The organism is Paraburkholderia sp. BR14374 (genome assembly GCF_040948685.1).
GTDB lineage: Bacteria > Pseudomonadota > Gammaproteobacteria > Burkholderiales > Burkholderiaceae > Paraburkholderia > Paraburkholderia youngii.
The window spans coordinates 180301-201328 of sequence record NZ_JBFPKF010000002.1 but is presented as its reverse complement, the minus strand read 5'-3'; the positions used below and the strand labels follow the sequence as shown (position 1 = coordinate 201328).

General features: G+C 66.5%; 14 protein-coding genes and 1 pseudogene. 6 read left to right on the top strand and 9 right to left on the bottom strand.

Annotation, left to right across the window (positions count from 1 at the left end; genetic code table 11):
• Nucleotide 1: 1 nt before the first annotated feature.
• Together AB3X86_RS04840 and AB3X86_RS04835 are read right to left on the bottom strand one after the other, a co-directional pair.
• Nucleotides 2-1057: a CaiB/BaiF CoA transferase family protein gene (locus tag AB3X86_RS04840; RefSeq protein ID WP_368595119.1), complete on the bottom strand. Its 1056-nt coding sequence runs from the start codon at nt 1055-1057 to the stop codon at nt 2-4.
• Between the two features lie 124 nt (nt 1058-1181).
• On the bottom strand, nt 1182-3137 hold the full coding sequence (locus AB3X86_RS04835; protein ID WP_368595118.1) for an ATP-binding cassette domain-containing protein: 1956 nt from the start codon (nt 3135-3137) through the stop codon (nt 1182-1184).
• 166 nt (nt 3138-3303) lie between these two features.
• Here AB3X86_RS04835 and AB3X86_RS04830 point away from each other — a divergent pair, with 166 nt between their 5' ends.
• On the top strand, nt 3304-3783 hold the full coding sequence (locus AB3X86_RS04830) for a glutathione peroxidase (RefSeq protein WP_013089718.1): 480 nt from the start codon (nt 3304-3306) through the stop codon (nt 3781-3783).
• A gap of 11 nt (nt 3784-3794) precedes the next feature.
• Here AB3X86_RS04830 and cls read toward each other — a convergent pair whose 3' ends face one another.
• The 6 genes from cls to dapC all read right to left on the bottom strand — a co-directional run bounded on the left by cls (nt 3795) and on the right by dapC (nt 10206).
• Nucleotides 3795-5282: a cardiolipin synthase gene (gene cls / locus AB3X86_RS04825; RefSeq protein WP_368595117.1), complete on the bottom strand. Its 1488-nt coding sequence runs from the start codon at nt 5280-5282 to the stop codon at nt 3795-3797.
• A gap of 281 nt (nt 5283-5563) precedes the next feature.
• On the bottom strand, nt 5564-6448 hold the full coding sequence (prmB, locus tag AB3X86_RS04820; RefSeq protein ID WP_368595116.1) for a 50S ribosomal protein L3 N(5)-glutamine methyltransferase: 885 nt from the start codon (nt 6446-6448) through the stop codon (nt 5564-5566).
• 14 nt (nt 6449-6462) lie between these two features.
• Entirely contained in the window at nt 6463-7602 is a 1140-nt protein-coding gene (gene dapE, locus AB3X86_RS04815; protein WP_368595115.1) for a succinyl-diaminopimelate desuccinylase, read from the bottom strand.
• 128 nt (nt 7603-7730) lie between these two features.
• Entirely contained in the window at nt 7731-8096 is a 366-nt protein-coding gene (locus AB3X86_RS04810; protein WP_176124961.1) for an ArsC family reductase, read from the bottom strand.
• Nucleotides 8096-8923 carry a 2,3,4,5-tetrahydropyridine-2,6-dicarboxylate N-succinyltransferase gene (dapD, locus tag AB3X86_RS04805; RefSeq protein ID WP_008923562.1) on the bottom strand — a complete coding sequence of 276 codons (828 nt, stop codon included), beginning with the start codon at nt 8921-8923 and terminating at the stop codon, nt 8096-8098. Before dapD ends, AB3X86_RS04810 begins: the two co-directional genes overlap by 1 nt.
• A 62-nt stretch (nt 8924-8985) precedes the next feature.
• Nucleotides 8986-10206 carry a succinyldiaminopimelate transaminase gene (gene dapC, locus AB3X86_RS04800; RefSeq protein WP_368595114.1) on the bottom strand — a complete coding sequence of 407 codons (1221 nt, stop codon included), beginning with the start codon at nt 10204-10206 and terminating at the stop codon, nt 8986-8988.
• A 374-nt stretch (nt 10207-10580) separates the two neighbouring features.
• Between dapC and AB3X86_RS04795 the strand changes: the two are divergent.
• From AB3X86_RS04795 to def, 5 genes and pseudogenes are all read left to right on the top strand, one after another.
• Nucleotides 10581-11518, top strand: a pseudogene (locus AB3X86_RS04795) (EamA family transporter).
• Nucleotides 11519-11697: 179 nt separating this feature from the next.
• A complete protein-coding gene (gene smc, locus AB3X86_RS04790; RefSeq protein ID WP_368595113.1) occupies nt 11698-15216 on the top strand; it encodes a chromosome segregation protein SMC in 3519 nt (1172 codons plus the stop codon).
• 113 nt (nt 15217-15329) lie between these two features.
• Nucleotides 15330-16646, top strand: a complete 1317-nt coding sequence (locus AB3X86_RS04785) for a cell division protein ZipA C-terminal FtsZ-binding domain-containing protein (RefSeq protein WP_368595112.1) — start codon at nt 15330-15332, stop codon at nt 16644-16646.
• A gap of 166 nt (nt 16647-16812) precedes the next feature.
• Nucleotides 16813-18876, top strand: coding sequence for an NAD-dependent DNA ligase LigA (gene ligA, locus AB3X86_RS04780; RefSeq protein ID WP_368595111.1), 2064 nt, complete (start codon nt 16813-16815; stop codon nt 18874-18876).
• Nucleotides 18876-19409: a peptide deformylase gene (gene def / locus AB3X86_RS04775; RefSeq protein WP_176108283.1), complete on the top strand. Its 534-nt coding sequence runs from the start codon at nt 18876-18878 to the stop codon at nt 19407-19409. Before ligA ends, def begins: the two co-directional genes overlap by 1 nt.
• A 96-nt stretch (nt 19410-19505) precedes the next feature.
• Here the strand turns inward: def and AB3X86_RS04770 are convergent, their stop codons facing one another.
• Nucleotides 19506-20942 (bottom strand): pseudouridine synthase, encoded by a 1437-nt coding sequence (locus tag AB3X86_RS04770; protein ID WP_368595110.1) that lies wholly within the window; start codon nt 20940-20942, stop codon nt 19506-19508.
• Nucleotides 20943-21028 lie beyond the last annotated feature (86 nt).

Sequence of the window (21028 nt, the reverse complement as noted above, 5' to 3'; positions counted from 1 at the left end):
TTCAGGCCCCGTCGTCGTCTGAGTCGGCGGCGCTCGCGGCCACCGCCGCATACGCGTGCGGATTGAACAGCGGATGCTGCGCCGCTTCAGCGGGCGTGAGCACCGGCGACACGCAGCAATCGAGCGATTCCAACGATTTCACCCATTCGCCGAGCGTGCGCGTCGCGATCACCTCAGCGAGTTCCCGGATGAGCGCCAAGGCATCGGGACCGCCGATCGCCTGCCCCAGGCTCCAGTGACGCGTCGCCCATTCGGGCCGATCGAGCGCCATGCACAGCGTTTCCCAGAACTTCAATTCGAGCGCGCCGACCGCGAGCCAGCGCTCATCGCTCGTGCGGTACAGGTTGTAGCAGGGCACGCCGCCATTCAACAGACCACTGCCCGCGGCGGGCGCCGCCCCTTCGTTGAGCAGCGAGACCTGCGCGACGAAGTTGTGCGCATAGCTCGTGTGCGTCATCGATACATCGACGAAGCGGCCCGCGCCGCCTCGCGCGACATGCCAGAGCGCGGCGAGAATCTGCGTGACCGCGCTCAAGGCGCCACCGAGCAGATCGGCGATCTGGAAGTTCGGCAGGATCGGCGCACCGTCGCGGCTTGCCAGTTGATCGAGCACGCCCGCATAGCCGATGTAGTTCAGGTCGTGACCGGCATGGTCCGCGAATGGACCGCTTGCGCCATATCCGCTGATCGCGCAATAGACGAGCCGCGGATTGGCCGCGCTGAGCGTCGCGTAGCCCATGCCGAGTCGCTCCATCACGCCCGGCCGGAAGCTCTCGATCAGAACGTCGGCTTCGGCCGCGAGCGCGCGCAGCACGTTGCGTCCCGCTTCCGATTTGAGGTCGAGGCGCGTCTCGCGCTTGCCGCGATTGACCATCCGGTAGAACGCACCGGGCCGGCCCGCGACACGATCGCTCGACGATTGCATCATCGTGCGGGTCGGGTCGCCCGCGCCGGGCGCCTCGATCTTCAGCACATCGGCGCCGAGCTCGGCGAGACGCAGCGCGGCCGCCGGCCCCGGCAAGAGGCGCGTGAGGTCGAGCACGCGGAGTCCTTGCAACGGTGGCGGCACCTCGGTTGCCGTTGCAGCTGCGGGTCCAGACACCGATGACGCGGACGACGAGTTCGCAAATGACAAAGCCAAGCTCCCGTGGATGCCGGCGCGGCCCGGCCGTTGCGTGCCGCTAGCCGATCTGTTCGAGTTCCTCGTGCGTCTCGAGCCATTCGGCTTCGAGCGTATCGAGGCGCGCGTTCACGTCTGCCTGACGGCGGATCGCCTCCGTCAGTTTGCTCTTCTGCTCCGGCTCGTAACTCGCGGGATCGGCGACGAACGTATCGAGCGTCGTCTTCTCCGCGTTGAGCGCGTCCATTTCCTTTTCGATCTTCGCGATACGGCTTTGCAGCGGCTTCTTCAGATGCGCGAGCTTCTGCCGCGTTTCCGCTTCGAGGCGACGCTGCTCCTTGCGATTGACGTTGCCGTCGCCATTTGCCGCGCCGCTAGACGCTGCGTCCGACGCACCGGAAGCATTCGCCTTCAACGCCGCGCGCTGCTCGGCCGCATGCTGCAGCAGCCAGTCGCGATAGTCGTCGAGATCGCCGTCGAATTCCTGCAGACGATGCTTCGCGACCAGCATGAACTGATCGGTCGTCGCGCGCAGCAGATGGCGGTCGTGCGACACCAGAATCAGCGTGCCTTCGAATTGCGCGAGCGCCATCGTCAGCGCGTGGCGCGTTTCGAGATCGAGGTGGTTGGTCGGCTCGTCGAGCAGCAGCAGGTTCGGCTTCTGCCAGATGATCAGCGCGAGCGCGAGGCGTGCTTTCTCGCCGCCCGAGAACGGCGCGATCTTCGCGGTCGCCATGTCGCCGGAAAAGTTGAAGCTGCCGAGGAAGTCGCGCAGTTCCTGCTCGCGGGTGTCGGGTGCGAGGCGCGCGAGGTGCTGCAACGGCGTGTCGTCCGGGCGCAGCGTTTCGAGCTGATGCTGCGCGAAGTAGCCGATGCGCAAACCCTTGCCTTCGCGCACGTGGCCGCAGAGCGGTTCGAGCGTGCCCGCGAGCGTCTTGATCAGCGTCGACTTGCCTTGGCCGTTCGCACCGAGCAGGCCGATGCGCTGACCGTTCTGGATCGACAGCATCACGCGCTCGACGATCGGAATCTCGCTGCCGTCTTCGGCGTGATAGCCACAGCGCACGTCTTCCATCACCATCATCGGATTCGGCGCGGAGTCGGGTGTACGGAACTCGAACGTGAACGGCGACGCGACGTGCGCGGGCGCGATCAGTTCCATCTTCTCGAGCGCCTTCACCCGGCTTTGCGCCTGACGCGCCTTGGTGGCCTGTGCCTTGAAGCGGTTGATGTAGCTCTGCAAATGCGCGACCGTGCGCTGCTGCTTTTCGTATGCGCTCTGTTGCAGCGCGATCTGCTGCGCGCGCAGCACTTCGAATTGCGAGTAGTTGCCGCCGTAGCGCTTGATCTGCTGGTTCTCGAGATGCAGCGTGACATTGCAGACGGAATCGAGAAACTCGCGGTCGTGCGAGATCACGATCAGCGTGCCGGCATAGCGATTGAGCCAGTCTTCGAGCCACACGATCGCGTCGAGGTCGAGGTGGTTGGTCGGTTCGTCGAGCAGCAGCAGGTCGGAGCGGCACATCAGCGCCTGCGCGAGATTCAGCCGCATGCGCCAGCCGCCCGAGAAGCTCGTGACCGGCTCACGGGTCTGGTCGAGCGTGAAGCCGAGGCCGAGCAGCAACGCTTCGGCGCGAGCCGGCGCGGTGTAGCCGTCGGCGTCGGCGAACGCGGCGTGGGCTTCGGCTTCGGCCGCGCCGTCGTGCGCCGCGGAGGCCGAAGCGATGCGCGCCTCGATGTCGCGCAGCGCGGCGTCGCCGTCGAGCGTGTAGGCGAGGGCGGTTTTGTCGACGGCGGGGGTTTCCTGCGCGACGTGGGCGATGCGCCAGGTCGGCGGGATCGAGAAATCGCCGCCGTCCGCATGCAGCTCGCCGCGCAGCACGGCGAACAGCGTCGACTTGCCCGCGCCGTTCGCCCCGACGAGGCCGGCTTTTTCACCGGGGTTCAACGTGAACGTGGTGTTGTCGAAAAGCGGCTTGGTGCCGCGCGCGAGGCTGAACTGATTAAAGCGGATCACGACGTGGCCGGCTGAAGAAAACCGCTATTTTAGACTGCCCGGCGGGTTGCCGGGCGCGCGGCGCCGATCGCCCGGCTGTCACATCGAGCGCAGCCGCCATCGGCCATTCGGCTGACTGTATCGGCAGCGCTTTTGGCATAGACTGACGGCTTTCACGGGAGGGCACATGACATCGATCTATTCGTTTTCGGCACGCACGCTCGGCGGCGAGGAAGCGAGTCTCGCGAAGTACCAAGGCAAGGTGATGCTGATCGTCAATACCGCGAGCGAATGCGGGTTCACGCCGCAGTACGCGGGCTTGCAGAAGCTGTACGACGCCTATGCGGCGCGCGGGCTCGCGGTGCTCGGCTTTCCGTGCAATCAGTTCGGCAAGCAGGAGCCGGGCGACGCCGCACAGATCGGCAGCTTCTGCGAGAAGAACTACGGCGTGACGTTCCCGATGTTCGACAAGATCGACGTGAACGGCCCGAACGCGCACCCGCTATTCCGTTACCTGACGATCGAAGCGCCGGGGCTGCTCGGCCTCGAGGCGATCAAGTGGAATTTCACGAAGTTTCTGATTGGCCGCGACGGCAACGTGGTCAAGCGCTATGCGCCGCTGACGAAGCCCGAGGCGATCACCGAGGATATCGAAGCGCTGCTGTAACAGGAGCGCTTTTACAGGATCGGTGAAAAGAGTCGCGCGACGTGCATCAGCATGCGTCGCAGCGCGTTCGCCTTGCGGTACTCGTCGCGATCGATTTCACGCGACTCGGCGAAGTCGTCGAGCAGCATCGTTTCGACTTCGAGCGCGAAGCCGCGGTCGACGGTCAGCACCATGATCTCGAAGTTCAGACGGAACGAGCGGTTGTCGAGATTGGCGCTGCCGATCGCGGCCGCGCTGCTGTCGATCAGCACGACCTTCTGGTGAAGGAAACCCGGCTGATAGCGGAAGATGCGAATGCCCGCGCGCAGCGAGTCGTATGCGTATAGCTTCGACGCCTCGAACACCACGCGGTGATCGCGCCGGCTCGGAATCAGGATGCGCACGTCGACGCCGCGCAGCGCCGCGAGCCGCAGCGCGGCGAACACCGCCTCGTCGGGCACGAGGTAGGGCGTCGTGATCCAGATCCGTTCGCGCGCCGCGTTGATCGCTTCGACGAAAAACAGCGAGCAGGTCTCCTGTTTGTCGGCCGGGCCGCTCGGCAGCACGATGCAGTGCATGTTGTTCGCGGGGCGTTCGATGGTGTCGTGGGCGTCGTGCTGTTCGACGGATGGGACGGCTGATTCGGCGGCCGGCAGGTCGAACTCGGGCAACTGCTGCGTGGCCCAGTACCAGTCCTCGATAAAAACGAACTGGATGCTGGCGACCGCCGGGCCGCGCACCTCGATGTGCGTATCGCGCCACGGCGACAGCGGCGGCTTCACGCCCAGATATTCGACGCCTACGTTGTGACCGCCAATAAACGCGCGCTCGCCGTCGACCGCCACGATCTTGCGGTGATTGCGGAAGTTCAGTTGCAGACGGTTGACGAAGCGGCGGTTCGTCGCGAACGGCTGCATCTCGATGCCGGCCGCGCGCAGTGCCGCGACGTAGCGGTGCGGCAGATCGAAGCTGCCGATGCTGTCATACAGAAAGTACACGCGCACGCCTTGTTGCGCTTTCGCGATCAGCGCGTCTTTCAGCATGTCGCCGAGCGCGTCGGCGCGCACGATGAAGAACTGCACGATTACATAGCGGCGCGCGTTCTGGATCGCGTCGAAGATCGCCTCGAAAGTCGCCGTGCCGTTGATCAGTGTGCGCACGGTATTGCCGGGCAGGAACGGCATGCCGCCGAGGCGCGTCAGCGACTGCACGAGCCGCGAGCCGAGCTGCTGCGTCGGCAGCCCGGCCGACGACGCGTGCGTGTCCCACACCTGCGGATGCGCGCGTGTGCGCAGCAGCTCGTTCTCGACGCGGCGCGCGTCCGCGTAGCCGGCGAACTTGCTGCGGCCAAGGAACAGGTAGGGCACGAGCGTCAGATAAGGCATCGCGACGAGCGACACGGCCCACGCGATCGCCCCTTGCGAGGTGCGGGTATGGAGGATCGCGTGAGCAGCCGCGATGATGCCGAGAATGTGGGCAAGGAGAACCAGCGGGCCGACGTGAAGCAGATCGAATGTCATAAGCTCGCGAACAGTTGGCGAAGCGCCGTGATTCAGGAAACGGAGGCGGGCACAGGCTCGCTTCGTGGTCTGCGGCGAACGCGTCGGGCAACGAATTCAGACTGCGGCTGCGGCGCCTGGGAAAGCGCCAAAAACGGGCTAAAAACCCGCGCTAAAAAATAGCGTAAAAACTCGTACGAATAAACCGTGTGTGCTGCGGCGCGCGGCGCGCGCGTCACTTGCGAAATCCGCTGCAAGCGGCGCCGCGCACGTCGCGCGATCAAACGGACAGCGCGCCGCACTCAGACCGGCAAGTCGCTGGCCTGAATCAGGAACACGTTGTCGTCGCCGGCGCTGGTGGACAGCCACACGAGGTCCAGACCGCCGAACGCCGCCTCGACGTGCTCGCGTTCGTTGCCGATCTCGATGACGAGCACGCCGTCTTCGGTCAGCCAGTTGCGCGCGTCGGCAATGATCCGGCGCACGATGTCCATGCCGTCCGCGCCACCCGCGAGTGCCATCTCCGGCTCGTGCTTGTATTCGGCCGGCAACTCCTGCATCGACTTCGCGTTCACGTACGGCGGGTTGCTGATGATCACGTCGTAGCGGCGCTCGGCGAGCGGCGCGTACAGATCGCCTTCGAACAGCGCGATGCGGTCGTCGAGGTGGTAGTCGAGTACGTTGCGCGTTGCGACTTCGAGCGCGGGCGCGGACAGATCGACCGCGTCGACGTCGGCGTTCGGGAACGCGTGGGCGGCGAGGATCGCGAGACAACCGGAGCCGGTGCACAGCTCGAGCACCGCGCCGACCTGCTCGGGGTCCTCGACGTACGGCTGCAGGCCGTCCTGCAGCAGCTCGCCGATGAACGAGCGCGGCACGATCACGCGCTCGTCGACGTAAAAGTGATAGCCGTGCATCCACGCTTCCTGCGTGATGTACGCGGCCGGCACGCGTTCGGCCGCGCGTCGCTCGATCACGTTCAGCACCGCCTCGATTTCGGCCGTGGTCAGGCGCGCATCGAAAAACGGCTCGAGCAGGTCGAGCGGCAGGTGCAGCGTGTGTAGGATCAGATAGGCGGCTTCGTCGTAGGCATTGGCCGAGCCGTGGCCGAAAGACAGCTTGGCCTCGCTAAAACGCGACACTGCATAACGCAGCAGGTCGCGGACGGTGCAAAAAGGAAGCGTCATCGCAAGGTTCCTGGTTATGCGATCAGTTGTTCGAGCACGCGGCGATACACGTTCTTCAGCGGCTCGATATGGGCGACTTCGATATGTTCGTCGATCTTGTGGATGCTCGCGTTAAGCGGACCGAACTCGATCACCTGCTCGCAGATGCGCGCGATGAAGCGGCCGTCCGACGTGCCGCCCGTGGTCGACAGCTCGGTGTCCACGCCGGTCTCGTCCTTGATCGCCTGCGCGAGCGCGCTCGACAGCTCGCCGCGCGGGGTGAGAAACGGCAGGCCGCTCACGGTCCAATGCAGTTCGTATTCGAGGCCGTGTTTGTCGAGAATCGCATGCACGCGTTTTTGCAGTCCTTCGACGGTGCTCGCGGTCGAGAAGCGGAAGTTGAACATCACGTCCGCATGGCCGGGGATCACGTTGGTCGCGCCGGCGCCGCTGTGGATGTTCGACACCTGCCAGGTGGTCGGTGGGAAATATTCGTTGCCTTCGTCCCAGCGCTCGGCAACGAGTTCGGCGAGCGCTGGCGCGAGCAGGTGCACCGGATTCTTCGCCAGATGCGGATAAGCGATATGGCCTTGCACGCCCTTGACGACCAGCTTGCCCGACATCGACCCGCGCCGGCCGTTCTTGACCATGTCGCCGAACCGCTCGCTCGACGTCGGCTCGCCCACGATGCAGTAGTCCATGCGCTCACCGCGCTCCTGCAATGCTTCGACGACCTTGACGGTGCCGTCGGTGGCGGGACCTTCCTCGTCGCTCGTGATCAGGAACGCGATCGAGCCGCGGTGCCGAGGGTTGGCCGCGACGAACTCCTCGCTCGCGACGACGAAGCCGGCGATCGATGCCTTCATGTCCGCCGCGCCGCGGCCGTACAGCTTGCCGTCGCGCTGGGTCGGCTCGAACGGCGCCGAGCGCCATTGTTCGAGCGGGCCGGTCGGCACCACGTCGGTGTGACCGGCGAACGCGAGCAGCTTGCCCGCGGTGCCGTCGACGCCGCGCTTGACGGCCCACAGGTTGGTCACGCCGTTGGATTCGATCGTCTCGTGTTCGAAGCCGAGCGCGGCCAGGCGCTCGATCAACAGACGCTGGCAATGCTGGTCGTCGGGCGTCACGGACGCGCGCGCGATCAGTTGTTCGGTAAGGGCGAGGGTGCCGGACATGGATTCAGTACAAGCCACTTTGAAATGAAAAAATGCCGGCTCGCGGTGAGCCACCGCAGCCGGCAACAGCCTTTGAACGACGCGGCGCGAGGCCGCGCGTCTTACTGCCTTGTGCCTGAGTCTGGCGCTCAGGCAAACAGCGCCGCGTAGTCGTCGGCGGAAAAACCGAGCGACTTCACGCGCCCGTTCACGACCAGCACCGGCCGCTTGATCACCGACGGCTTGTGGATCATCAGTGCGATCGCGCCCGGCTGCGTTTCAGCGGCCGCCTTCATGTCGTCGGACAGCGCGCGCCACGTCGTGCCGCGGCGGTTCAGCAGCGCGTCGAGCTTGACGTCCTTGAGCCAGTCCTGCACGAGCGGCTCGGTCACGCCGGCCTTCTTGAAGTCGTGAAACTCGAACTCGACGCCGTGCTCTTCGAGCCACACACGGGCCTTCTTCACGGTGTCGCAGTTCGGAATGCCGTAGACGACGGTTTTGGTGCCGCGCGCCATCAGTCGCCTCGCAGCAACTCGTTCAGGCCGACCTTCGCGCGCGTTTTCGCGTCGACCTTCTTGACGATGACCGCGCAGTACAGGCTGTGCGTGCCGTCCTTCGACGGCAGGTTGCCCGCTACCACGACCGAGCCCGCCGGAATGCGGCCGTACGTGACTTCGCCAGTTTCGCGGTCGTAAATCTTGGTGCTCTGCCCGAGGTACACGCCCATCGAGATCACCGAGTTTTCCTCGACGATCACGCCTTCGACGACTTCCGAGCGCGCGCCGATGAAGCAATTGTCTTCGATGATGACGGGGTTCGCCTGCAGCGGCTCGAGCACGCCGCCGATGCCGACGCCGCCCGACAGGTGCACGTTCTTGCCGATCTGCGCGCACGAGCCGACGGTGGCCCACGTGTCGACCATCGTGCCTTCGTCGACGTATGCGCCGATGTTGGTGTACGACGGCATCAGCACGACGTTCTTCGCGATGAACGAGCCGCGGCGCGCGATCGCGGGCGGCACCACGCGGAAGCCGCCGGCGGCGAAGTCTTCAGCGGTGTAGTTGGCGAACTTCGACGGCACCTTGTCGTAGAACTGGCTGTAGCCGCCGGCCGGCATCGGCGCGTTGTCTTCCAGACGGAACGACAGCAGCACGGCCTTCTTCAGCCACTGGTTGACCACCCAGTCGCCGTCCTTCTTTTCGGCGACGCGCAGCGCGCCCTTATCGAGTTGCTCGATCGCGTGGGCGACGGCTTCGCGCACTTCGGCCGGCGCGGCTTTCGGCGACAGCTCGGCGCGGTTGTCCCAGGCGGTATCGATGATGCTCTGAAGTTGTTGCGACATATGCGTGATTTTCTGAAGGGTTGAAGTCTGGAGACGGGGATGCGGTGCGGCTCGGGTGCGGCTCAAGCCGCAGCGAGAGACCGGCAGAATTCGACGATCCGCTGCGCGCCTGCCGTGCATTCGTCGACATCGGCGACGAGCGCGAGGCGCACGAAATTGCGGCCGGGGTTCACGCCGTGCGCGGTGCGCGCGAGGAACGAGCCCGGCAGAACCGTCACATTATAGTCGGCGTAGAGGCGCTGGGCGAACTCGGTGTCCGTGAGGCCGGTGCGCTCGACATTGGCCCACAGGTAGAACGCGGCGTCGGGCAGGCGCACGTCGAGCACGTCGGCGAGCATCGGCGTTACGGTGGTGAACTTCTGCAGGTACTTCGCGCGGTTCTCGCGCACGTGCGTCTCGTCGCTCCACGCGACCACGCTCGCGCTCTGGTACACGGTGGAGAGCGCCGCGCCGTGGTACGTGCGATACAGCAGGAACGACTTCAGAATCGACGCGTCGCCGGCGACGAAGCCCGAGCGCATGCCCGGCACGTTCGAGCGCTTCGACAGGCTCGACAGCATCACGAGGCGCTCGAAGCCGCGGCCGAGCTGGTGGGCCGCTGCGAGACCGCCGAGCGGCGGCTTCGACTCGTCGAAATAGATTTCCGAGTAGCACTCGTCCGACGCGATCACGAAGCCATAGCGGTCCGACAGCGCGAACAGTTCGCGCCAGTCGTCGAGTGTGAGCACGGCGCCGGTCGGGTTGCCCGGCGAGCAGACGTACAGCAGTTGCGTGCGCGCCCAGACGTCGGCGGGCACCGCCGAGTAGTCGCACGCGAAGTTGCGCGCCGGGTCGCTGTTGACGAAGTACGGCTGGGCGCCGCCGAGCAGCGCCGCGCCTTCGTAGATTTGGTAGAACGGGTTCGGACAGAGTACGATCGCAGGCTCTCCGTCGGCATCCCGGCGCGGGTTCAGCACCGTCTGCGCGAGCGCGAACAGCGCCTCGCGCGAACCGGACACCGGCAGCACCTCGGTCAGCGGATCGAGCGGCGGCAGGTTGTAGCGTTGCGTGACCCACTGCGCGATCGACTCACGCAGCGGCGCCGAGCCGAGCGTGGCCGGATAGGCGGCGAGGCCGCCGAGCGAAGCGATGACGGCGTCGCGGATCAGTGGCGGCGTCGGATGTTTCGGCTCGCCGATGCCGAAGCTGATATGCGCGAGGCCGGCCGGCGGCGTGACGTCCTTGAAAAGCAGGCGCAGCTTTTCGAACGGATAGGGCTGAAGGGAGTCGAGTAGCGGATTCACGGAACGAGTTGGCCTGATCGGAATGGACGCGGATGAAAGTCGGGACGACCGGGCACGCGCGCCGGCGGGCGTCGGTGCATCAAACATGAATCGGCGTCCCTGCGCGCGATGGACTGGCCGGCGGCGAGCCGGCCACCAGCGGCGGCGAACGGACGATTATAGCGTGGCGCGCCCGCGGGCCAAGCGGGAGGTTGCCGCGCGGCGCGGCAGCAATCCGCGAGGCGGCGCACCGGCGCGCCGCGGCGGGAACGGCGCGAATCCCCTACGGTTCGCGTAAAAGAATTTGCAGGAGCAGCAATGTACGCAGCAGAGCAGCAGACGGCCGGCTGGACCCTCATCCGACCCGCCCACGGCGCCCGACGGAGTCCGGCCCCATGACCAACTGGCTTCGCAACGGCTGGCCGACGCTCGCAATCATGCTGGGCGCGTCGGTCTGGGGGATGGTCTGGTACCCGCTGCGCATGCTCGCCGCGCTCGGCGTGACCGGCACCGCAGCGAGCGCGCTGACGAGCGGCACCGGCTGCCTGTTCGTGCTGCTCGTGCGGCATCGCGCGCTGAAGACCGTGCGATGGCACTGGCTGCTGCCGGCGCTCGCGCTGGCCGCGGGCGTCACGAATCTCGGCTTCGTGTGGGGCGCGATCCACGGTCAGGTGATGCGCGTGCTGCTGCTGTTCTATCTGACGCCCGCGTGGACCGCGCTGTTCGCACATTTCATCCTGCATGAGAGGCTCACGTGGTCGGGCGCGGCGCTGGCCGCGCTGTCGCTCGCGGGCGCGATGACGATGCTGTGGTCGCCGCGGCTCGGCATTCCGGTGCCCGGCAATCCCGCCGAATGGGCCGGGCTCGCCGGCGGCATGGGCTTCGCGATGAGCAATGTGCTGATTCTGAAGACGAGCCGCGTGCTGCCGGACATGAAGCCCGAAATGCGCACCGCGGTGGTCTTCGGCGGCGCTGCGCTGTTCGGCGCGCTCGCGTCGCTCATCGAGCCGATGCCCGCGCCGCCCACCGGCGCGCATCTGGATACCGCGGCGCTGCTGGTACTCGGTCTCGGTCTGCTGCTCGCGGCGAAGTACCGGGGCCGCGCGAATGGGCCGGCGGCGCGTGCATCGTGCTCGCATCGGCGTTGTCGAGCTGGGTGCATCGGACGAGGACGGCGCCCCCCGATCCGGCCATCGGCGACACGGACGGGCCGAGCGGCGACGATGGACGCGGTGGCCCGTGCGGTGACCCGCGCGGTGACGGACACGGCCGTGACGGCGACAGCGACGACCACCGAAAGGGCGGTAAGAATCGTCCACGCGCGATGGTATGATTCCCCCTCATTAGCCGGCGCATGCGCACCTGTGCCTCCGATGTGCATGGGCGCACGCAGCCGGCAACAAATTGCGAAGGCTCGCGAGGTTGCGTGGGGCCGTCCCGCCGCGGCGGTGAACGACTGGCGCAACCTCGCGAGCCACCTATCACACTCTCTTTTCAAACAGCGAAATCGCCGTGCGGCTCACCTCGATCAAACTCGCTGGCTTCAAATCCTTCGTCGATCCCACGCATTTCCAGGTCCCAGGCCAGCTGGTTGGCGTGGTCGGTCCGAACGGGTGCGGCAAATCCAACATCATCGACGCCGTGCGCTGGGTGCTCGGCGAATCGCGCGCCTCTGAATTGCGCGGCGAGTCGATGCAGGACGTGATCTTCAACGGCTCGACCGCCCGCAAGCCCGGCAGCCGCGCGAGCGTCGAGCTCGTGTTCGACAATGCGGACGGCCGCGCCGCCGGCCAGTGGGGCCAGTATGCGGAGATCGCCGTGAAGCGCGTGCTGACGCGCGACGGCACCTCGAGCTACTACATCAACAATCTGCCGGCGCGCCGCCGCGACATCCAGGACATCTTCCTCGGCACCGGCCTGGGTCCGCGTGCGTACGCGATCATCGGGCAGGGCATGATCGCGCGGCTGATCGAGGCGAAGCCCGAAGAGCTGCGCGTGTTCCTCGAAGAAGCCGCCGGCGTGTCGAAGTACAAGGAACGCCGCCGCGAGACCGAGAACCGTCTGCACGACACGCGCGAGAACCTGACGCGCGTCGAGGACATCATCCGTGAGCTCGGCACGAATCTCGAGAAGCTGGAGGGGCAGGCGGTCGTCGCGACGCGTTATCGCGAGCTGCAAAGCGATGGCGAGGAAAAGCAGCGTCTCTTGTGGCTATTGCGCAAGAACGAGGCGGCTGGCGAGCAGCAGCGTCAGCAACGCGCGATCGAACAGGCGCAGATCGACCTCGAGGCGCAAACCGCGAAGCTGCGCGAAGTCGAGGCGGAGCTCGAAACGCTGCGCGTCGCGCATTACTCGGCGAGCGACGCGATGCAGGGCGCGCAGGGCGCGCTGTACGAGGCGAACGCGGAAGTGAGCCGGCTGGAAGCCGAGATCCGCTTCATCGTCGAATCGCGCAACCGCGTGCAGGCGCAGATCGCCGCGCTGACCGCGCAGCGCGAACAGTGGCAATCGCAGGCTGACAAGGCGCAGGACGATATCGCCGACGCCGAAGAGCAACTGGCCGTCGCCGAAGAAAAAGCCGTGCTGGCCGAAGAGAACGCCGCCGCTAAGCACGACGCGCTGCCCGCGCTCGAAGCGCGCTGGCGCGACGCGCAGGCGGAGCTGAACACCGAGCGCGCCGGCATCGCGCAGACCGAGCAGGCGCTGAAGCTCGAAGCCGCACATCAGCGCAATGCCGATCAGCAATTGCAGCAATTGCAGCAGCGCCAGGAGCGGCTGAAATCGGAAGAGGGCGGCCTCGACGCGCCCGACGAAGCGCAGCTCGAAGAGTTGCGCATGCAGCTCGCCGAGCACGAGGAAATCCTGCACGACGCGCAGGGACGCCTTTCGGACGCGCAGGAAACGCTGCCGCGGCTCGACGGCGAACGGCGCGCCGCGCAGGAGCGCGTGCAGGCCGAAAGCGCGCAGATCCATCAGCTAGATGCGCGCCTCGCCGCGCTCAAGCAGCTGCAGGAAAACGTGCAGACCGAAGGCAAGATCCAGCCGTGGCTCGACAAGCACGAATTGGGCAGCCTGCCGCGTCTATGGAAGAAGCTGCATGTCGAGGCAGGTTGGGAAACCGCGCTCGAAGCGGTGCTGCGCGAGCGCCTCGCCGCGCTCGAAGTGTCGAATCTCGACTGGGTCAAGGCGTTCGCAACCGACGCGCCCCCCGCCAAGCTCGCGTTCTACGCACCGCCCGCGGCCGGTCAGCCGGCCCCGTCCGCCGGCGCGCTGCGCTCGCTTTTGTCGCTCGTGCGCATCGAGGACGCGGGTATCCGCGCGGTGCTGACCGACTGGCTCGGCCTTGCGTTCGTCGCCGATGATCTGCAGCAGGCGCTGTCGATGCGCGCGCAGCTGCCCGAGGGCGGCGCATTCGTGGTGAAGGCGGGGCACGTGGTCACGCGCGTCGGCGTGCAACTGTACGCGGCCGATTCCGAACAGGCCGGCATGCTCGCGCGTCAGCAGGAAATCGAAAATCTCGGCCGCCAGGTGCGTGCGCAGGCGCTGCTCGCCGAAGAGGCGAAGGCCGCCGCGATCCGCGCCGAAGCCGCCCACACGCAGGCCGCGCAAGCGCTCGCCGAAATGCGTCAGCAAGCCGAACGCGCGACACAGCGGGTCCACGCATTGCAGATGGACGTGCTGAAGCTCACCCAGGCGCACGAGCGCTACACACAGCGCAGCACGCAGATTCGCGAGGAACTCGAAGAGATCGCCGCGCAGGTCGACGAGCAGCGTGCGCTGCGCGCGGAATCGGAGGCGAACTTCGAGCGTCACGACGGCGAGCTTGCCGAACTGCAGGCGCGCTTCGAAGACCATCAGCTCGCCTTCGAAGCACTCGACGAAGAACTGACGACCGCCCGCGGCGAAGCACGCGACCTCGACCGCGCCGCCACCGACGCGCGCTTTGCCGCGCGCAACATGGCGAACCGCATCGACGAATTGAAGCGCAGCATTCAGGTCGCGCACGAGCAGAGCGAGCGCGTTGCGGGCTCGCTCGAAGACGCGCGCGCCGAGCTCGAAACGATCAACGAGCAGACCGCGCACACGGGTCTGCAGGACGCGCTCGATATCCGCGCCGTCAAGGAAGAGGCGCTGCGCGCCGCGCGCGTCGAGCTCGACGACCTGACCGCGAAGCTGCGCTCGGCCGACGAAACGCGCCTCACCGCCGAGCGCGCGCTGCAGCCGCTGCGCGATCGCATCAACGAATTGCAGTTGAAGGAGCAGGCCGCGCGCATCAACGGCGAGCAGTTCGTCGAGCAATTGACCGCGGCCGGGGTCGATGAAGCCGAGCTGCAAGCGAAGCTGACGCCGGACATGAAGCCCTCGTACCTGCAGAGCGAAGTCACGCGCATCAACAACGCGATCATCGCGCTCGGGCCGGTCAACATGGCCGCGCTCGACGAGCTGAAGGCCGCGACCGAGCGCAAGAGCTTCCTCGATTCGCAGTCGGCCGACCTGACGAGCGCGATCGAAACGCTCGAAGACGCGATCCGCAAGATCGACGCCGAAACGCGCACGCTGCTGCAAAGCACGTTCGATGAAGTGAACCGTCATTTCGGCGAACTGTTCCCGCGTCTCTTCGGTGGCGGCCAGGCAAAGCTGATCATGACCGGCGACGAAATCCTCGACGCCGGCGTGCAGGTGATGGCACAGCCGCCGGGCAAGAAGAATTCGACGATTCACCTGCTGTCGGGCGGCGAAAAAGCGCTGACCGCGACCGCGCTCGTGTTCGCGATGTTCCAGCTGAATCCGGCGCCATTCTGTCTGCTCGACGAGGTGGACGCGCCACTCGACGACGCCAACACCGAACGCTTTGCGAATCTGGTCCGGGCGATGTCGGACAAAACCCAGTTCCTGTTCATCTCGCACAACAAGATCGCGATGGAGATGGCGCAGCAGCTGATCGGCGTGACGATGCAGGAGCAGGGCGTCTCGCGGATCGTTGCGGTCGACATGGAAACGGCGGCGGGTTTCGCCCAGAATATCGTTTGAGTTAACGCCTTCGCGGGCATCCGCATCCAGCGCAGCGGCCTCGATGAGAGCCGCGCGGTACGTGGAGCGGACGACAGGCCCGCGTGGATAGAAGAATTGCTGATGGAGCATGCATGGACGAGTTGACACTCGGTTTGATCGGCGCGGGTGCCGTGGTGGTGGGGGGCGTGGTCGTGTACAACGCGTGGCAGGGCGCGAAGGTGCGTCGCAAGATGCCGCGGCCGATGCCGGCCGACACCGCCGAGAGCCTCGCGCGGGACGAGCATGAGGAGCAAAGCCCGTTCATCGAGCCGGCCCGGCCGACCACGCGGCGCGAGCCCAGCGTGAGCGCCGAGCCGACCAAGCACCCGAGCGCCGCGCGCGTCGAGCCGACGTTCGGCGCGGGCGCGGCGCCGCTCGATACACCGGCTGATATCCAGGCCGAGATGACGTCGCCGAACGGTTATCCGTTGGCGGATTCCGATACCGCCGGCGAAGGCGAGCATGCGGCGGCTTCGGACGCCGACGTGGAGCGACCCGCGGCCGAAGCGCCCGCGGTCCAGCCGGCGCCCGCCGAGCACGAGCGGGTCGAACCGATCCTGCCGGCCGCCACGACGATCTCGTCGGCGCCACCGGCCGTCGTCGATCGGCGCATCGACTGTATCGTGCCGATCCGATTGAACGGTCCCGTGGCCGGCGACAAGGTGCTGCCGCTCGCGCAGCGCTTGCGTCGCGCGGGTAGCAAGCCCGTGCATATCGAAGGCAAGCCCGAAGGCGGCGGCGCGTGGGAGCTGCTGCAGAACGGCACGCGCTACGAAGAACTGCGCGCGGCCGCGCAGCTCGCGAACCGCAGCGGCGCGCTCAACGAGCTGGAATTTTCCGAGTTCGTGACCGGCGTGCAGCAGTTCGCCGACGCGCTCGACGCCGCGCCGGAATTCCCCGACATGCTCGAAACCGTCGCGATGGCGCGCGAGCTCGATGGCTTTGCCGCTCAGTGCGACGCGCAGCTGTCGATCAACGTGCTGTCGGACGGCGCACCGTGGTCGGCCAACTACGTGCAGGCGGTCGCGTCGCAGGACGGTCTGCTGCTGTCGCGTGACGGCACACGCTTCGTCAAGCTCGATTCGCGGCAAAACCCGGTATTCATGCTGCAGTTCGGCGACACCAACTTCCTGCGCGACGACCTCACGTATAAAGGCGGCGAGATGATCACGCTGGTGCTCGACGTGCCGGTCGCCGACGAAGACATCCTGCCGTTCCGTCTGATGTGCGATTACGCGAAGTCGCTGGCCGAGCGTATCGGCGGACGCGTGGTCGACGACGGCCGCCGGCCGTTGCCCGAAAGCGCGCTGCTCGCGATCGAAAAACAGTTGATGACGCTATACGCGAAGCTCGAACAGGCGGGCATTCCGGCGGGTTCGCCGGCCACGCGGCGCCTGTTCAGCCAGTAAGCAGTTTCAGCGTTCCACCCGTTTTGACGACGGCCGCACGATGTGCGGCCGTCGTCGTTTCAGGCTTGCATTGCAGCATGGCTCGCCCGGTATTCACCGATGTAAAGGGGCACGCTTCCTGCGATAATCCGATGTCCGACTTTCATCTCGAGAAGCTTCCGACAGCATGGCCCGATCCTCCGTCCCTTCTTCCGCAACCAGCGCTCCGGCCGAACGGGCCGCGTGGTTGCGCGCGGAACTCGAACGCGCGAACTACGCGTACTACGTGCTCGATCAGCCGGATCTGCCGGATGCCGAGTACGACAAGCTGTTCAAGGAGCTGGAGCGCATCGAGACCGAGCATCCGGATCTGATCGTGCCCGATTCGCCGACGCAGCGTGTCGGCGGTAAGGCCGCGAGCGGTTTCGAGCCGGTCGTGCACGATCAGCCGATGCTGTCGCTGAACAACGGTTTCGCCGACGAAGACATCGTCGCGTTCGACAAGCGCATCGGCGACGCGCTCGGCAACAACGCGGGCGAGCCGCCGGTCCCCGTCGACTACTCGGCCGAGCTGAAATTCGACGGTCTCGCGATCTCGCTGCGCTACGTCGACGGCGTGTTCGTGCAGGCGTCCACGCGCGGCGACGGCACGACTGGCGAGAACGTCACCGAAAACGTCCGCACGATCCGCTCGATTCCGCTGAAGCTGAAGGGCAAGCGCGTGCCGCACGTGCTCGACGTGCGCGGCGAAGTGCTGATGTTCAAGCGCGACTTCGAGCGCCTGAACGAACGCCAGCGCGCCGCCGGGCAACGCGAATTCGCGAACCCGCGCAACGCGGCGGCGGGCAGCTTGCGCCAGCTCGATTCGAAGATCACCGCGCAGCGGCCGCTGTCGTTTTTCGCGTATGGGATCGGCGTGCTCGACGGCATCGAGATGCCGGCCACGCATAGCGAACTGCTCGACTGGTACAAGGAAATGGGCTTGCCGGTCAATGGCGAGCGCGCGGTCGTGCAGGGCGCCGAAGGCCTGCTCGGCTTCTTTCACGCGGTCGGCGAGAAGCGCGACAGGCTGCCGTACGACATCGACGGCGTCGTCTACAAGGTCAACCGGCGCGACGAGCAGGACAGGCTCGGCTTCGTGTCGCGCGCGCCGCGCTTCGCGCTCGCGCACAAATTCCCCGCGCAGGAAGCGCTGACGAAGCTCGTGGCGATCGACGTGCAGGTCGGCCGCACCGGCGCGATCACGCCGGTCGCGCGGCTGGAGCCGGTGTTCGTCGGCGGCGCGACGGTCACGAACGCGACCTTGCACAACGAAGACGAGGTGCGCCGCAAGGACATCCGCATCGGCGACACGGTAATCGTGCGGCGCGCCGGCGACGTGATTCCGGAGGTGGTCAGCGCGCTGCTCGAGCGTCGTCCGGCCGATGCGCGCGAGTTCGTGATGCCGACGCAGTGCCCGGTGTGCGGCTCGGCGATCGAGCGGCTGCCCGACGAGGCGATTGCCCGCTGCACGGGCGGGCTCTTCTGTCCGGCGCAGCGCAAGCAGGCACTGTGGCACTTCGCGCAGCGCCGCGCGCTCGATATCGACGGCCTCGGCGAGAAGATCATCGATCAGCTGGTCGAGCAGAACCTGGTCCGCACGCCGGCCGATCTGTTCAATCTCGGCTTCGCGACGCTCGCGGAGCTCGACCGCTTCGCCGATAAATCGGCGCAGAACCTGCTCGACTCGCTCGAAAAAGCCAAGCACACGACGCTCGCGCGCTTTATCTACGCGCTGGGGATTCGCCATGTCGGCGAATCGACCGCGAAGGATCTTGCGAAGCACTTCGGCTCGCTCGATCCGATCATGGATGCGTCGCTGGAAGCGCTGCTCGAAGTCAACGACGTGGGGCCGGTCGTCGCCGAATCGATCCATCAGTTCTTCGCCGAGGACCACAACCGCACGGTGATCGAGCAGCTGCGCGCACCGGGCAGAGTCACGTGGCCCGAAGGGCCGCCCGCGCCGAAGGCGCCGCAGGGCGTGCTGGCCGGCCAGACGGTCGTGCTGACCGGCACGCTGCCGAACCTGTCGCGCGAGGACGCGAAGGAAATGCTCGAAGGGGCCGGCGCGAAGGTGGCGGGGTCGGTTTCGAAGAAAACCAGTTACGTGGTGGCGGGCGCCGACGCGGGCAGCAAACTCGCGAAGGCCGAGGAACTCGGCATCCCCGTACTCGACGAAGATGGTATGCGCAAGCTCCTGGAGGGGCACTGATGATTCACGACATTCTGAAGATGGGCGACCCGCGCTTGCTGCGAATCGCCGAGCCGGTCGATCACTTCGACACGCCCGAGCTGCACCGGCTCGTGGAGGACATGTTCGAGACCATGCACGCGGCGAATGGCGCGGGTCTTGCGGCACCGCAGATCGGTGTCGATCTGCAGGTGGTGATTTTCGGCTTCGGTTCGAATGAGCGCTATCCGGACGCGCCTCCGGTGCCGGAGACGGTGCTGATCAATCCGACCATTACGCCGGTGTCGCAGGACATGGAAGAGAGTTGGGAAGGCTGCCTGTCGGTGCCGGGACTGCGCGGCGTGGTGAGCCGGTTTTCGATGATCCGCTATCACGGCTTCGATCAGTTCGGCAATCCGATCGACCGGGTCGCCGAGGGCTTTCATGCACGGGTCGTGCAGCACGAATGCGATCATCTGATCGGCAAGCTGTATCCGATGCGGATTACCGATTTCTCGAAGTTCGGCTTTACCGAGGTCCTGTTCCCCGATCTCGATCCGAATAGCGACGACTGACACGGCTGCCGCCAACAAAAAACCCACGCCTAAGTGCGTGGGTTTTTTGTTATGCCGATGCGCCCGCTCTGAGCAGCGACGCGCATTGGACGGACTTCAGAACGACTCGTCTTCCGACAGATAGCGCCACTGTCCCGGCGGCAGCGCGCCGAGCATCACTTTGCCCATGCGCACGCGCTTCAGGCCCACCACTTCAAGACCGACCAGTTCGCACATGCGGCGAATCTGACGCTTCTTGCCTTCGCGCAGCACGAAACGCAGCTGCTCGCCGTTTTGCCAGCTGACTTGCGCGGGCTTGAGCGCGACGTCGTCTAGCGACAGGCCGTGGCGCAGCAGCGCGAGTTTTTCGGGCGGGAAGTGGCTTTCGACGTCGACCGTGTGATCGCCGTAGGCGACGCGCACCAGATACTCCTTGTCCACGTCCGAGTGACCGCCGATCAGTTGCTTCGCGATGCGGCCGTCCTGCGTCAGCACCAGCAGGCCCGTCGAATCGATGTCGAGACGTCCGGCCGGCGCGAGCTGGCGCAGATGCGACACCGAGAAGCGGATGCCCGAATGGTCGCCTTCCCAGCGATTTTCCGGCGTGACGAGCGTGATGGCCGGCTGATAGCCGTCCTCCGCCTGTCCCGATACGAGGCCGACCGGCTTGTGGACGATCACGGTCACCTGGCTCGACTGAAAGGCTTCGGCGGCTGGATCGATGTCGATGCGCTGATCCGGGAACACCTTGGTGCCGAGCGTGTCGACGCGCTCGCCGTCGACCATGACCCAGCCTTTCTCGATCCACTCGTCGGCCTCGCGGCGCGAGCACAGGCCGAGCTTGGACATCAGCTTCGACAGACGCAGCATGCCCGGCGCGTCTTCGCGATCGCGGCGGGGCGGGTGCGGGGTGTCGATGATGGTGTCGACGGGTCGGGCTGTTGCCGATGCCGACGTTCGCGGCTTAGCGGCGCGGGCGGGCCGGTCGTCGCCGAAGCGGCGGTTTGCGGCTGGCAGCGTGTCATCGAAGCTGCGCGCCGGGCGCTCGCGACGCTCGGTACGTTCACCGCCGCGTGCGGCGCGGTCGCCGAACTCGCGACGCGAGGGCGTCCAGTCGCCGCGTGCACCGCGCTCGCCGCGGTCCTCACGCGGGGCGCGCGCCGGACGCTCGGTGCGCTCGCCGTAGCCGCCTTTTGCGGGTTTCCCGAAGCTGCGCTCGCCACGCTCGCCTTCGAAGCGGCGCGGGGCGCGCTCGCTGCGCTCGCCTCGATCACCACCGCGACGCTGCTGCGGCTCACCGCGATCGCTACCGAAGCGCGGACGATCGGCGGCATCGCGCTCCCGGCGCACCGGGCGGTCGTCACGCCCGCTGCCTTCCGACGGTCTGCCTGCGCCTGCGCGTGGACCGCTGAACGGACGGCGTTCGCCGTCGTCGCGGCGCGGTGAGCGCCCGCCGCGCTCCGCATTGCCCTCGAAACGACGCGGCGCGCGTTCTGTGCGCTCGCCGAATTCGCGACGGGGCGCGCGTTCGCCGCGCTCAGCGCCGCCTTCCAAGCGACGCCGTGCTGGTTCGCCACGCTCGCCGAATTCGCGCCGTGGAGCGCGTTCGCCACGCTCAGCGCCGCCTTCGAAGCGACGCG

Bases quoted from the DNA above. Each gene is read 5' to 3' on its own strand.
- ligA (WP_368595111.1), top strand. From the start codon at position 16,813: ATGGCCCGATCCTCCGTCCCTTCTTCCGCAACCAGCGCTCCGGCCGAA.
- AB3X86_RS04810 (WP_176124961.1), bottom strand. From the start codon at position 8,096: ATGGCGCGCGGCACCAAAACCGTCGTCTACGGCATTCCGAACTGCGAC.
- dapE (WP_368595115.1), bottom strand. From the start codon at position 7,602: ATGTCCGGCACCCTCGCCCTTACCGAACAACTGATCGCGCGCGCGTCC.
- prmB (WP_368595116.1), bottom strand. From the start codon at position 6,448: ATGACGCTTCCTTTTTGCACCGTCCGCGACCTGCTGCGTTATGCAGTG.
- AB3X86_RS04785 (WP_368595112.1), top strand. From the start codon at position 15,330: ATGGACGAGTTGACACTCGGTTTGATCGGCGCGGGTGCCGTGGTGGTG.
- AB3X86_RS04830 (WP_013089718.1), top strand. From the start codon at position 3,304: ATGACATCGATCTATTCGTTTTCGGCACGCACGCTCGGCGGCGAGGAA.
- cls (WP_368595117.1), bottom strand. From the start codon at position 5,282: ATGACATTCGATCTGCTTCACGTCGGCCCGCTGGTTCTCCTTGCCCAC.
- def (WP_176108283.1), top strand. From the start codon at position 18,876: ATGATTCACGACATTCTGAAGATGGGCGACCCGCGCTTGCTGCGAATC.
- dapD (WP_008923562.1), bottom strand. From the start codon at position 8,923: ATGTCGCAACAACTTCAGAGCATCATCGATACCGCCTGGGACAACCGC.